Origin of the sequence: Yersinia sp. 2541 StPb PI, assembly GCF_052217145.1 — a bacterium.
GTDB lineage: Bacteria > Pseudomonadota > Gammaproteobacteria > Enterobacterales > Enterobacteriaceae > Yersinia > Yersinia enterocolitica_E.
In genome coordinates, this window is the sequence record NZ_JAZGQB010000001.1 from 1723120 (window position 1) to 1737041 (window position 13922).

The following is a 13922-nucleotide window of genomic DNA, read 5'->3' on the forward strand; positions in this document are numbered from 1 at the left end:
ATGCTCAATCAAGAACTTGAACTCAGTCTCAATATGGCTTTCGCCAGAGCGCGTGAGCACAGACACGAGTTTATGACCGTGGAGCACCTATTGCTGGCATTGCTAAGCAATCCGGCTGCGCGGGAAGCGCTGGAGGCGTGTACGGTTGATCTGGTAGCGTTACGCCAGGAGCTGGAAGCGTTTATCGAACAAACCACACCAACATTACCTGTTAGCGAAGAAGAGCGTGACACCCAGCCTACGCTCAGTTTCCAGCGCGTGTTACAACGTGCAGTTTTCCACGTCCAGTCCTCTGGGCGCAATGAAGTCTCGGGTGCCAACGTGTTGGTCGCCATCTTCAGTGAACAAGAGTCTCAGGCGGCCTACCTGCTGCGTAAGCATGATGTCAGCCGTCTGGATGTAGTGAACTTTATTTCCCACGGCGCTCGTAAGGACGAACCGGGTCAAGCACCGAATGCAGAAAACCCGGTAAATGAAGAGCAGGCAGGAGGGGAAGACCGTATGGAAAACTTCACCACCAATCTGAATCAACTGGCTCGGGTGGGGGGCATTGACCCACTTATCGGTCGCGACAAAGAGCTGGAACGGACTATTCAGGTATTGTGCCGTCGGCGTAAAAACAACCCGCTGTTGGTCGGAGAGTCCGGTGTCGGTAAAACGGCTATCGCAGAAGGCCTGGCCTGGCGTATCGTGCAGGGCGATGTTCCTGAAGTGATGTCGGAATGCACTCTGTACTCACTGGATATCGGTTCACTGCTGGCCGGAACCAAATACCGTGGTGACTTTGAAAAGCGTTTCAAAGCGCTGCTGAAACAGTTAGAAAATGACAAAGATAGCATCCTGTTTATCGATGAAATTCATACTATTATCGGCGCAGGTGCTGCCTCCGGTGGGCAAGTGGATGCAGCTAACCTGATTAAACCACTGCTTTCTAGTGGCAAGATCCGGGTCATTGGCTCTACCACTTATCAGGAATTCAGCAATATCTTTGAAAAGGATCGTGCACTGGCACGGCGTTTCCAGAAAATTGATATTACTGAGCCGACACCGGAAGAGACCGTTCAGATTATTAACGGCCTGAAACCGAAATATGAAGCACATCATGATGTGCGTTATACCGCGAAAGCGATACGCGCAGCGGTGGAGTTGTCGGTTAAGTATATTAATGACCGCCATTTACCGGATAAAGCCATTGATGTGATTGACGAGGCTGGTGCTCGTAGCCGCCTGATGCCACTTAACAAACGTAAGAAAACTGTCAATGTGTCGGATATTGAATCCGTGGTGGCTCGTATCGCCCGTATTCCTGAGAAGACCGTCTCTGCCAGTGATCGCGATGTGCTGAGAAATCTGAGTGATCGGCTGAATATGTTGGTATTCGGTCAGGATAAAGCCATTGATGCGCTATCTGAGGCGATCAAAATGAGCCGCGCAGGATTAGGGCACGAGCATAAGCCGGTCGGATCGTTCCTGTTTGCTGGCCCAACAGGGGTTGGTAAAACAGAAGTTACGGTGCAATTGGCCAAAGCACTGGATATCGAACTGCTGCGTTTTGATATGTCTGAATATATGGAGCGCCATACTGTCAGCCGCCTGATTGGTGCGCCTCCGGGTTATGTAGGTTACGATCAAGGTGGTCTGTTGACCGATGCGGTTATCAAACATCCTCATGCAGTTCTGCTGCTGGATGAAATTGAAAAAGCCCATCCAGATGTGTTTAACCTGTTACTACAGGTGATGGATAACGGCACTCTGACGGATAACAATGGGCGTAAAGCTGATTTCCGTAACGTCATTCTGGTGATGACCACCAATGCTGGTGTGCGTGAAACGCAACGGACCTCAATTGGTTTTAAACAGCAAGATAACAGCACTGACGCACTGGAAGAGATCAAAAAAGTGTTTACCCCGGAATTCCGAAACCGGTTGGATAACATTATTTGGTTCAACCACTTGTCACCTACTGTTATTCAGCAGGTGGTCGATAAATTTATTGTTGAGTTGCAGGCGCAATTAGATGCTAAAGGCGTGTCGCTGGAAGTCAGTGAAGAAGCCCGTAATTGGTTATCTGATAAAGGCTATGACAAAGCGATGGGTGCACGACCAATGGCGCGGGTGATTCAGGAGAATCTGAAGAAACCGCTGGCAAACGAGCTGTTGTTTGGTTCTCTGGTTGATGGTGGCTCGGTCACTGTTGGGCTGGATAAAGAAAAACAACAACTGGCTTATGAGTTTCAGAGTGCGCAAAAACGCAAAACTGAAGGTGCCGTTCATTAAATGTAAGATGTCCGAAATAAGTGGCGTTGCAGTCGATGGCAAATGAAAGATTCCCGATGAGTGAGTATTGAGTGATTCGGGGGATATCGGCGTTACACGACTACTGCGTCAAGTATACCGGGCAATAAAAAAGGGCGATAAGCTATAAACTTATCGCCCTTTTTGTTTTCCACGATTAGTGACTTTTGCATTTTGCTGTTTATTTCACGATGAATAAACCTACTCAATCGATAAAAAAGAAAACGCAAAACGCCCTTGCCATAAATGGGAAGGGCGCCGGAGGGGGACTACATCCTCAGAGCTCGCCAGTCTTAAACTGGCGACAGATTAGCCGATTAACGGCTACGGAAGACAATGCGGCCTTTGCTCAGGTCGTACGGGGTCAGCTCTACAGTGACTTTGTCACCCGTCAGGATGCGGATATAGTTTTTACGCATTTTACCGGAGATATGAGCGGTTACCACGTGCCCGTTTTCCAATTCAACGCGGAACATGGTGTTCGGCAGCGTATCAAGAACGGTGCCCTGCATTTCAATATTGTCTTCTTTGGCCATCGAATCCTCTAGGTGTTACTACCTTAGTTTTTAACCGGCAAGATAATGCCGAAAAACCCACATTATGTAAAGAAGTGTTGGCGGTCATCGCACCATTTCAGCAAAATTAGTCTGCCGGTAAGAGGGGATAAAGCCTAATGTGGGGTACTTTCTCAACGGTTGATCTTTACTGCATCGCGGATGAAAAATTCAACGATTGCGGTAACCAGCATTCAGCCGGTAGTGGACTAAACTGGAGTTGACTCAACTGCTGCATAAAAAAGTTTCGTGGGATCTCAATCGCACCCAGCGACGCAGTGTGAGCGTTGAGGACCTGACAGTCAATCAGTTCTCCACCTTGACGGGTAAAATGATGACAAAAAACCATTAATGCGCTTTTTGAAGCATTGTCAGCTCGGCTAAACATCGATTCTCCGCAAAACAGTTTACCTACTGCAATGCCATATAATCCGCCAACCAGTTCATTTTCCAACCAAACTTCAACTGAGTGCGCGTGCCCTAATGCATGTAATTGGCAATAAGCTTGCTGTACATCCTCGCCAATCCACGTCCCCTCATCACGTTGCGCAGCACAAGCGCTGACCACATCGGCAAAAGCATGGTTAAGTGTGAGGCGATAAGGACAACGGCGCAGAAAGCGGCGCATGCTGCGGCTAATATGCAAATCTTCTGGGAATAACACCGCGCGCGGGTCCGGTGACCACCATAGGATCATCTCTCCGGGGCTAAACCAAGGAAAAATCCCCTTTTGGTAAGCTGCCAGCAGGCGAGGAGCGGCTAAATCGCCCCCAAGAGCCAGCAAACCATTAGGTTCGCGCAGAGCCAGCTCAGGTGAGGGGAATGCAAATGACTGAGAAGATAGCTGTGTAATGCGCATAAATCCCCCTGATGATATCTTCAGGCTCCATAGCCTTGGTACTTGAAGCCACAGCGTTGTTAGCTGTTACGCTCAGTTCGCTGGGTATAATAAATAACAATGAATACCACTTTTTCTTCAGTGGTTTTTATTCATATTAGCGCGAATTATGCTAATTACCTGCTCGCATCAGGTGACTCATTCACAATTCACGCAGCCCACTGTTCAATGGCGTTGATGGAATTGGTAATAGCGCCCTTTGTGTTGCAATAAACTGTGGTGATTGCCTTGCTCGACTATCTTGCCACCATCCATCACGCAGATTCGATCCATATATTCCAGACCGTATAAACGATGAGTGACCATGATCAGGCTCTTGTGCTGACAGTGTTGGCGCAGCAGAGCCAGAATTTGTTGTTCTGTTTCAGCATCTAACCCTTCGGTAGGTTCATCAAGTAGCAAAAGAGGCGCTGGATGTAGCAAGGCACGGGCAATTCCTAAACGGCGCTGTTCACCGCCAGAGAGTGGCCGGCCACCATCCCCCATCCAGGCATTCAGTCCCTCACTGTTATCAAGTAAGTTGGCTAACCCGACGTGTTCCAAAACCGTTTTCAACTGTGCATCAGATGCCGTAGGGCAAGCCAGCAACAGATTTTCACGTAACGTACTGCTGAAGACATGTACCCGCTGGCTGACCACTGTCATCATTTGGCGCAAGGTATTTTCGTCATAATTGGCCAATGGTTCCCCATTAAGCGTGATACTGCCTTGGCTGGCATCCCAGGCCCGGGTTAATAATTGTAACAGTGTGGATTTTCCACAGCCCGTGCGCCCAAGTAGCGCAATATGCTCCCCTGCGGCCAGTGACAGCGATATATTCTGCAAAACGGGCAAGGGCTGCTGTGGGTAGGTAAAACTCAACCCTGTCACTTCTAGCGCCACCTGTGCGGTCAGCTCTGGACCATTGGTCGGGAATGTCACTTCAGGCTGTTGTTCCATCAATTGCGCAACGCGGGTCGCGGAAGCGATAACTTGCCCCAAGTGTTGGAATGCACCAGCCACCGGCAGCAAGGCTTCAAATGCGGCTAAAGAGGTAAAAACAAAGAGCGCCAGTAATGCGCCTGGTTGATTATTCCCGCCAATACCTTCAGCGGCGAGCCATAAAATTAGCGTGACCGTTAGGCCAGTAGCCAGAATCATTAGCGCCTGCGCTAAACCAGCCAAGGATGCTTGCTGTTGTTGGCGTTTCATCCAGCGTTGTTCAATATCCTGCAACGAGGCACGGAATTGCTGCAACGCACCGAATACCAATAACTCTGCCTGCCCCTGTAACCAAGAGGTCAGTTGCGAACGATAAAGACCACGCAGGTCCGTCAGGTCACGACCAATGGGCTTACCGGCACGGTAGAAGATCAATGGGACGAGCAGTAATAACCCCAGCAGAATTGCACCGAGTGTCAGGGCCAGATTGACATCCAGATAGCTTAAACCAAACGTCACGGCAGCAATAATTGCGATGGCGGCCACCAGCGGTGAGATGACGCGCAGATAGAGATGATCGAGGGTATCAACATCGGCGACCAACCGGTTCAGCAGTTCACTTTGGCGAAAACGGGCAATACCGGCAGGGGAGAGTGGTAGGATCTTCTGGAAAGCGAAGACCCGCAGATGTGCCAGTACACGGAATGTCGCGTCATGGCTGACAACTCGCTCTGCGTAGCGGCCCGCCGTACGGGTAATTGCGGCCCCTCGGACACCGGCTGCCGGTAGTAAGTAGTTAAACGTATATAATCCAGCAGGGCCAGCGATGGCGGTACCCGCAAGGAACCAACCGGATAATGTCAGCAAGCCGATACTGGCCAGCAGCGTGACAATTGCCAGCACGATACCCAGACAAATCAGGAACCAATGGCGGCGATACAACGCCAAAAAAGGAAGAAGTACGCGCATAATTAAAGCTCCTCACTGCGATGGGACAGCAGATTGGCAAATGAACCGTCAGACTGGCTGAGGGTGGAGTAATCACCTTGCTGAATCAGAAGGCCACTATCCATTACCCAGATTTGATCATAACCCAGCGTATCTTCTAACTGATGGGTAACCAGTAGCGTCGTCTGCCTGCGAGAGGCTTCCTCTAGTGCTTTCATCACCAACTGTTCACTGTGAGCATCAAGGCTGGCGGTGGGTTCATCCAGTAGCAATAAGCGGCACGGATTCAGTAAGGCGCGGGCAACGGCAACACGTTGCGCCTGCCCAACGGAGAGACGTGCAGAATGGTCGCCGACTTCAGTATTCAGCCCTTGTGGCAAATCAGCCAGGAATTCATTGATATAGGCACGCTCCACCGCCTGTTGTAATTGGCTGTGTGACGCATCTGGCTGGCCCAGCAAAATGTTGGCCGCCAGCGTCTGTTCCGGCAAATGTGGGTTTTGGCCAACCCAGCTTAATTGTCTACGCCACGCTGGTGCTTCCAGTTCGCGTAATTCAACCCCGTTCACTTTCAGTGAGCCGCGATAGGGTAAAAAGCCCAGCAGCAGGTTGAGTAATGAACTTTTACCTGCGCCACTCAGACCAACAATGGCAACGCGTTTGCCTGCGGGTAATAAGAACGTTAACGGTCCGGCCAACCGGGTGCCATCAGGGGCCAGAATTTCCAGTTGGTCGGCTTCCAGGGTGATAGCTTGGTTACCTGTCAGCACTTGGTCACCTTGGCCAATCGCTTCGCCTTCACTACTCAAAAATGTGACCAGCGATTCTGCTGCGCCAACTGCCTGAGCTTTTGCGTGGTAAAACGTGCCTAAATCTCTCAGCGGTTGGAAGAATTCAGGGGCCAGGATCAATACCAGAAAACCCGCAAACAGGGTGACGCCAAAACCATAACTACCAAAATTCAGTTCACCCAAATAGGAAAAACCAAAGTAGACGGCAACCACGGCAATAGAGATGGCGGCGAAAAACTCTAATACGGCTGAAGATAAGAATGCCATACGCAGCACTTCCATGGTGCGGCGGCGGAAATCTTCTGAGGCATCACGAATTTGGTCGGTTTCTGCTTTAGCGCGGTTAAATAACCGTAACGTGTCTAATCCGCGTAAGCGATCAAGGAAGTTGCCACTCAACCGTGCCAGTGCGACAAAGTTACGCCGATTGGCGTCGGCGGCACCCATCCCGACCAGTGCCATAAACAGCGGGATCAATGGCGCGGTGACAAACAAGATCAAACCTGCCGCCCAGTTGATAGGGAAGACGGCAATCAGGATAAGCAATGGAATGAATACGGCCAGATACATCTGTGGTAGATAGCGGGAGTAGTAGTCCTGCATATCTTCAATTTGTTCCAGAATGATGGTTGCCCAACTGCCCGCGGGCTTACCTTTCACCCACGCAGGGCCGAGCTGTTCTAATCGGTCTAAAACGACATTACGGATCTGCTGGCGAACTTTCATTCCGCAGATAAATCCCACCCGTTCACGCAACCAACTGATCACGGCGCGCAATGCAAAGGTTCCGGCCAGTAGCCAAAAATCAGCAGTCAATGCCGATCGGGGGAGTTGGTCGATAATCAGAGATTGCAGCAGGGTGGCCAGTAACCATGCCTGAGCGATGATCAATAACCCGCTGAGGAGGCCAAGTAACATGGACAGGCGGAGCCAACGTTGCGCGGGGGCGCTTTGTTTTTTCAGCCAACGAATCAACTCATACTGTCTTGTTTTATTCATCAGGCAATTTATCTGCGCAGGGAGCTAGAAAATATCAAAAAGTGTCTGTCACCGTTGACGGTGGCAAACTCGCGAAAGGCAATATTACCTTGTCATGACGAGAGGTGAAACCATTAGGTTGTGATAGTCGCCGCATTCCACAACAGGAGTAATTTACTGTTTTTAATTGGGATGCGGGCGAGTGAAAATAAAAAACGGGTGGTTCACTTATCGTAAACCACCCGCCACATAGCGCTTGGATCCCCATGCGGAATCGTTACTTATCGTTTACTAGCCCATCCAGATAGCGTTCTGCATCCAGTGCCGCCATACAGCCGGTACCGGCGGAGGTAATTGCCTGGCGATAAATATGGTCCATAACATCGCCCGCAGCGAACACACCCGGAATGGAGGTTTGTGTGGCATTGCCTTGCAGACCTGACTGAACTTTGATGTAGCCGTTTTCCAGTGCCAACTGACCATCAAAGATGGCGGTATTTGGGCTGTGACCAATCGCAATGAAGACGCCAGCAACAGCAATCTCTTCTGTCTCACTGTTTTTGGTGGATTTAAGGCGGACACCGGTGACACCCATATCATCACCCAAAACTTCGTCCAAGGTGCGATCAGTGTGCAATACGATGTTGCCGTTTTTTACTTTTTCCATCAGGCGATCAATCAGGATTTTCTCTGAGCGGAAGCTATCACGACGATGAATTAAATGAACTTCAGCTGCGATATTCGCCAGATACAGCGCCTCTTCAACCGCAGTATTACCGCCACCGACTACCGCCACTTTCTGATTCCGATAGAAGAAACCATCACAAGTCGCGCAGGCAGAGACCCCTTTGCCTTTGAAGGCTTCTTCTGACGCCATTCCCAGATAGCGGGCAGAAGCCCCTGTAGCAATAATCAGCGCGTCACAGGTGTACTCAGCACCATCACCAAACAGGCGGAATGGGCGGTTTTGCAAATCAACGCAGTTGATATGATCGAATAGAATCTCTGTTTGGAATTTTTCTGCATGCTCATGCATCCGCTCCATCAGAGCAGGACCAGTCAAGCCTTCAGGATCACCAGGCCAGTTCTCCACGTCAGTAGTGGTGGTTAACTGACCGCCTTTCTCCATTCCGGTAATCAATACAGGTTTCAGGTTGGCGCGTGCAGCATAAACCGCCGCAGTGTAACCCGCAGGGCCAGAACCCAGAATAATCAATTTGCTATGTTTAGCCGTGCTCATGAATACCTCTTTCCCACAATGGCGGACAATGTTAGCGATTGTAGGGAAAATTGGGCATTAAAAAAAGCAGACAAAAATGTTGTTAGCGATTTGTTTGATAGGTGATGCCTATTTAATGAACTAAATGTATTAAGAATCGGCAGTTAGCGGTGAAGCGACGTCAGGCTGCGGGCAAATTGGACCCAAATTAATTTTTACGTTACGCGCCAATTCGCGCTGAAAAGCTTTGACCCTATAAAAAATGTGGCTTGCAAGCCGATTGAGCAAAAAATAGCCATGACACAAAACCACCTTTTTGCACCATTTTATAGCAAATTTAGGACGAAAAAATAGCTAAGGGAAACACTCTGGGATTTTAATTCTGGCACGTTCTACTGATTTAACTTCTTTTACTTTGACAATCGGCTGTGCATTTGCGAAAACATCATAGGAAGAAGAAATTATCTGCGCGCCATAAATTTCAGATTTGGTATCAGTGATGCCAAGCGAAAACCCTGGAACGTTTTCGATTAATGCTGGATGGCGTGTGAAGTAAGTTCTCGAACAACTGTAGGGGGGAGTTTCTACGGCGGTTCGTGATGTGCTATCTCTTCCTCAACGCTAATAATCATCGAGTACCTCGCATACAGTTGGACAGACAGGGTGTGAGATAACAACGTGTTGATATATTTGCATAAAACAGGCTGCGGGTCGTTGTCTGTAGCAGGCTCGAAGTATAAGCACGATGAGAGCATGTCACAGACTCAAGGAAATTAAGAGAGACTATAAGATGATAGATAATAAAAAACGCCCGGGGAAAGAGCTTGATCGTATAGATCGTAACATCCTGAATGAATTACAAAAGGATGGGCGTATCTCTAACGTTGAGCTTTCAAAACGAGTAGGATTATCACCAACACCATGTTTGGAACGAGTTCGCCGCTTAGAGCGTCAGGGTTTCATCCAAGGTTATACCGCACTGCTTAATCCACAGTATTTGGATGCATCGCTGCTGGTTATCGTTGAGATTACTCTGAATCGTGGCGCTCCGGATGTGTTTGAGCAATTTAATGCCGCTGTTAAAAATCTTGAGGAAATTCAAGAGTGTCACCTGGTTTCCGGCGATTTCGACTATTTGTTGAAAACCCGCGTACCTGATATGTCTGCTTACCGTACATTACTCGGTGAGACCTTGCTTCGCCTGCCGGGCGTCAATGACACTCGTACCTATGTGGTCATGGAAGAAGTGAAGCAGAGTAACCGCCTAGTCATTAAAACGCGGTAAACAGGCAGGTGCAAAACCTGAGTAATTTGGTTACACTCCTGTTTATTCATACAGTTTCAACGCCGGGAGGGTTCTCGGCGTTGTCACTCATACCAGTTAACAGGAACCTGGAGAGCCTTTCTTGAGCCAGGAATATACAGAAGATAAAGAAGTTACCCTGAAAAAACTCAGCAGCGGGCGTCGTTTACTTGAGGCGGTTTTGATTGTGGTAACAATTTTGGCAGCCTACCTGATGGCGGCGCTGCTCAGTTTTAATCCTTCGGACCCAAGCTGGTCCCAAACTGCATGGCATGAGCCTATCCACAATCTTGGTGGGGGTATTGGTGCCTGGATGGCCGATACACTGTTCTTCACCTTTGGTGTTTTGGCTTACGCAATCCCTGTGATTATGGTGATGTTGTGCTGGGCGGCTTTCCGTCAGCGCGATGCCAATGAACACGTTGATTACTTTGCTCTTTCTTTACGTCTGATTGGCACATTAGCCCTGATTTTAACGTCATGTGGCCTGGCTGCATTGAATGTTGACGATCTTTATTACTTTGCCTCTGGTGGGGTAATTGGCAGTTTGTTCAGTAATGCCATGTTGCCGTGGTTCAATGGTGTCGGTGCAACACTGACATTGCTCTGTATCTGGGCTGTTGGCCTGACGCTGTTTACCGGCTGGTCATGGTTGGTCATTGCTGAGAAAATTGGCGGAGTGGTCTTAGGCTCACTGACATTTATGACTAATCGCTCACGTCGTGAAGAACGCTATGACGATGAAGATGACGATTATCAGGTTGAAGATTCCGACGTTGCTGAACAAGAGCAGCGGGCGGCTTCAAATAAAGCGCTAGCAGTAGGCGCGGCTAGCGCCGCACTTGCGGCATCTGCGGCTCATGCTGATGACGACGTGCTATTCTCCGCGCCATCAGCAACCGACGCCATCGCCAATGCGCCTGAGCCGGCCTTATCCCCAGCGCCGGGGTCCAATGGCGACTATGATCCTCTATTAAGCAGCCTGCGGGCAACAGATGATGACTATCAACCTGCTCCTGAGGTGATAGCCGAGTCTGTTAGCAGCCATAGCACGGCACCGATGACGGCTAACTCGACAGCGACACCGCCGTTATATTCGTTTGAAATTCCGCAAGAGACGCCATCACCGGTTCAGACTCGCGTTGCCACGCCTGTTGAGCGACCAGAGCCACAAATGGGGGCATGGGATGTACCACCTGCACCTGTCAGCCATTCGCCGTTCGATTTCTCAACAGCACAGCGCCATAGTGATCAGGTCGATAGTGTTCCTAATGCGAACACTGGTTTTGGCCGTGCCCTTGATGGTTTGGCCGCAGTAAGTTCGGCCAGTGATCCACTGATTAGTGACCCATTGATCAATAGCAGCTTGTCAAATAACCCATTGTCTCATCACGGTTTGTCGGGAACAGCCATCGCCGCTGCGAGTGCAGCAGCGACGTTTATGCCAGCATTTACTGCTACTAGTGACACCGGTTCTCAGGTAAAACAGGGTATCGGTCCTGAGTTACCACGGCCTAACCCTGTGCGTATTCCAACGCGGCGTGAGTTGGCCTCTTACGGTATCAAGTTGCCTTCACAACGTATGGCGGAACAGGAACAACGCGAACAAGAAGCGCAAAATCCTCAGGTTACTGCAGCGTCGTTCGACAGCGAGCCTCTATCAGCAGATGATGATGCGTTGCAGCAGGCTATCTTGCGTAAAGCGTTTGCCGACCAGCAATCCGAGCGTTACGAGCAATCATCAGACGCAGGGGGTAATACGTTCACCGCCCCTGAGCCAGAAGATGAGCAAGCTTTAGAAGAAGCCGCATTACGGCAGGCATTCGCAGCACAACAACAGCATCGTTATGGGGCGGTTCAGCACCAAGACGTTGTTCATCACGAAGACTCTACTCATCACAAAAACAGTGTCGCAGAAGGAATGCAGCCTGTTGATATCCGCCGCGCCTATACATTCTCGCCGGTCGCAGATCTTGTTGATGATAGCCCTCGTGAGCCCTTGTTCACGCTTTCTCCCTATGTTGATGAAGGGGAACCCGCCGCTTCTCCAGACGCTATTTCGCCTGAGCAACCAGCGCAATATCAGCAGCCATCAGTGCATCAAACGCATTCAGGGCAAGTCACATCGGTGCCAGCACCCTATACGCAGTCTGCGGCAACGCCTACTTATGCACCGACAACAGCACATGCTCCGGCAATAGCCCCGTCTGCTGTTGAGCCAACAATACCGGTACCACCTGTCGCCCCCGTGCAACCAACGCCAGCAATGGACAGCTTGATTCACCCGTTCCTGATGCGTAATGATCAGCCGTTGATTAAACCGACCACACCACTGCCTACGCTTGATTTACTTTCTTCTCCGCCAGCGGAGGAAGAACCAGTTGATATGTTTGCTTTAGAGCAAACGGCTCGTCTGGTTGAAGCACGTTTAGGTGATTATCGGGTAAAAGCGGAAGTAGTGGGTATTTCTCCAGGGCCAGTCATTACTCGCTTTGAGTTGGATTTGGCTCCAGGTGTTAAAGCGTCGCGCATTTCCAATCTTTCCCGCGATTTGGCCCGTTCTCTATCAGCTATCGCTGTGCGTGTAGTAGAAGTTATTCCGGGCAAACCTTATGTCGGGCTTGAATTGCCGAATAAGCATCGTCAAACGGTCTACCTGAGGGAAGTGCTCGACTGTGCCAAATTCCGTGATAACCCTTCTCCGCTTGCTATTGTGCTTGGTAAAGATATTGCCGGGCAGCCGGTGGTGGCAGACTTAGCCAAAATGCCACACTTGCTGGTGGCCGGTACTACCGGTTCTGGTAAGTCGGTTGGGGTGAACGCGATGATCCTCAGTATCTTGTATAAAGCCACACCAGATGAGGTGCGCTTTATCATGATTGACCCGAAAATGCTGGAGTTATCGGTGTATGAAGGCATTCCTCATCTGCTAACCGAAGTGGTTACTGATATGAAGGATGCCGCAAATGCATTGCGCTGGTGTGTCGGCGAGATGGAACGGCGCTATAAATTGATGTCGGCGCTGGGCGTGCGTAATCTCGCAGGCTATAACGAGCGCGTAGCTCAGGCTGAAGCTATGGGGCGGCCAATCCCTGATCCATTCTGGAAGCCATCCGATAGCATGGACATCTCACCGCCGATGCTGGTGAAACTGCCTTATATCGTGGTGCTGGTGGATGAGTTTGCCGATTTAATGATGACAGTGGGCAAAAAAGTTGAAGAGTTGATAGCACGTCTGGCACAGAAAGCCCGTGCTGCCGGTATCCATCTGGTGCTGGCTACCCAGCGTCCATCGGTAGATGTCATCACCGGTTTGATAAAAGCTAACATTCCAACCCGTATCGCATTTACGGTTTCCAGTAAAATCGACTCACGGACTATCCTCGATCAGGGCGGCGCGGAATCACTGCTGGGGATGGGGGACATGCTGTATATGGCACCAAACTCTTCGATTCCGGTACGTGTGCACGGTGCCTTTGTCCGTGACCAAGAAGTGCATGCCGTGGTTAATGATTGGAAAGCCCGAGGTCGTCCTCAATACATTGAGAGCATTCTTAGTGGTAGTGAAGAAGGGGAAGGCGGTAGTCTTGGATTGGACAGTGATGAAGAGCTGGACCCACTGTTTGATCAGGCCGTGAGCTTTGTGTTAGAGAAACGCCGGGCGTCAATTTCTGGCGTGCAGCGCCAATTCCGTATTGGGTATAACCGTGCTGCACGTATTATCGAACAGATGGAAGCCCAGCAGATTGTGAGTACGCCGGGCCATAATGGTAATCGTGAAGTGTTGGCCCCGCCGCCACATGAGTAGTCATATTTTGCTCTGAGGAAGTTAACATATACCCAATAGATTTCGAGTTGCAGGTAGGCGGCAACGAAATGACCCCAAGGAGTTGAGATAACTCAATGAGTTGGGTGAGTGATGGCAGCTAACACCCCTGCATCTTGAAAGATGACGGGTATAGACAGGGCCGCTTTGCGGCCCTTATGCAAAGAAGCATAACCCCGTATTTATCAG

Annotated in this window: 8 protein-coding genes; 3 read left to right on the forward strand and 5 right to left on the reverse strand. The window is 50.0% G+C overall.

The genetic code is table 11. The annotated features are described in order from the left end of the window. On the forward strand, positions 1 to 2277 hold the full coding sequence (gene clpA, locus V1953_RS07600; protein ID WP_050084965.1) for an ATP-dependent Clp protease ATP-binding subunit ClpA: 2277 nt from the start codon (positions 1 to 3) through the stop codon (positions 2275 to 2277). 335 nt (positions 2278 to 2612) lie between these two features. Here clpA and infA read toward each other — a convergent pair whose 3' ends face one another. From infA to trxB, 5 genes are all read right to left on the reverse strand, one after another. Next, a complete protein-coding gene (infA, locus tag V1953_RS07605) occupies positions 2613 to 2831 on the reverse strand; it encodes a translation initiation factor IF-1 (protein ID WP_002211347.1) in 219 nt (72 codons plus the stop codon). Positions 2832 to 2997: 166 nt separating this feature from the next. Next, a complete protein-coding gene (aat, locus tag V1953_RS07610; protein ID WP_083158424.1) occupies positions 2998 to 3708 on the reverse strand; it encodes a leucyl/phenylalanyl-tRNA--protein transferase in 711 nt (236 codons plus the stop codon). A gap of 204 nt (positions 3709 to 3912) precedes the next feature. Continuing rightward, positions 3913 to 5637, reverse strand: a complete 1725-nt coding sequence (gene cydC / locus V1953_RS07615; protein WP_442850807.1) for a heme ABC transporter ATP-binding protein/permease CydC — start codon at positions 5635 to 5637, stop codon at positions 3913 to 3915. A gap of 2 nt (positions 5638 to 5639) precedes the next feature. Continuing rightward, entirely contained in the window at positions 5640 to 7406 is a 1767-nt protein-coding gene (gene cydD, locus V1953_RS07620) for a heme ABC transporter permease/ATP-binding protein CydD (RefSeq protein WP_442850808.1), read from the reverse strand. A 256-nt stretch (positions 7407 to 7662) separates the two neighbouring features. Beyond that, entirely contained in the window at positions 7663 to 8625 is a 963-nt protein-coding gene (trxB, locus tag V1953_RS07625) for a thioredoxin-disulfide reductase (RefSeq protein WP_083158427.1), read from the reverse strand. A gap of 769 nt (positions 8626 to 9394) precedes the next feature. On the opposite strand from trxB, the gene lrp reads away from it, so the two are divergent. Together lrp and V1953_RS07635 are read left to right on the forward strand one after the other, a co-directional pair. Further along, positions 9395 to 9889, forward strand: coding sequence for a leucine-responsive transcriptional regulator Lrp (gene lrp, locus V1953_RS07630; protein ID WP_005184714.1), 495 nt, complete (start codon positions 9395 to 9397; stop codon positions 9887 to 9889). A 121-nt stretch (positions 9890 to 10010) separates the two neighbouring features. Beyond that, positions 10011 to 13715, forward strand: a complete 3705-nt coding sequence (locus V1953_RS07635; protein WP_442850809.1) for a DNA translocase FtsK 4TM domain-containing protein — start codon at positions 10011 to 10013, stop codon at positions 13713 to 13715. Positions 13716 to 13922: the final 207 nt, after the last annotated feature.

Bases quoted from the DNA above. Each gene is read 5' to 3' on its own strand.
- clpA (WP_050084965.1), top strand. From the start codon at position 1: ATGCTCAATCAAGAACTTGAACTCAGTCTCAATATGGCTTTCGCCAGA.
- infA (WP_002211347.1), bottom strand. From the start codon at position 2,831: ATGGCCAAAGAAGACAATATTGAAATGCAGGGCACCGTTCTTGATACG.
- aat (WP_083158424.1), bottom strand. From the start codon at position 3,708: ATGCGCATTACACAGCTATCTTCTCAGTCATTTGCATTCCCCTCACCT.
- cydC (WP_442850807.1), bottom strand. From the start codon at position 5,637: ATGCGCGTACTTCTTCCTTTTTTGGCGTTGTATCGCCGCCATTGGTTC.
- cydD (WP_442850808.1), bottom strand. From the start codon at position 7,406: ATGAATAAAACAAGACAGTATGAGTTGATTCGTTGGCTGAAAAAACAA.
- trxB (WP_083158427.1), bottom strand. From the start codon at position 8,625: ATGAGCACGGCTAAACATAGCAAATTGATTATTCTGGGTTCTGGCCCT.
- lrp (WP_005184714.1), top strand. From the start codon at position 9,395: ATGATAGATAATAAAAAACGCCCGGGGAAAGAGCTTGATCGTATAGAT.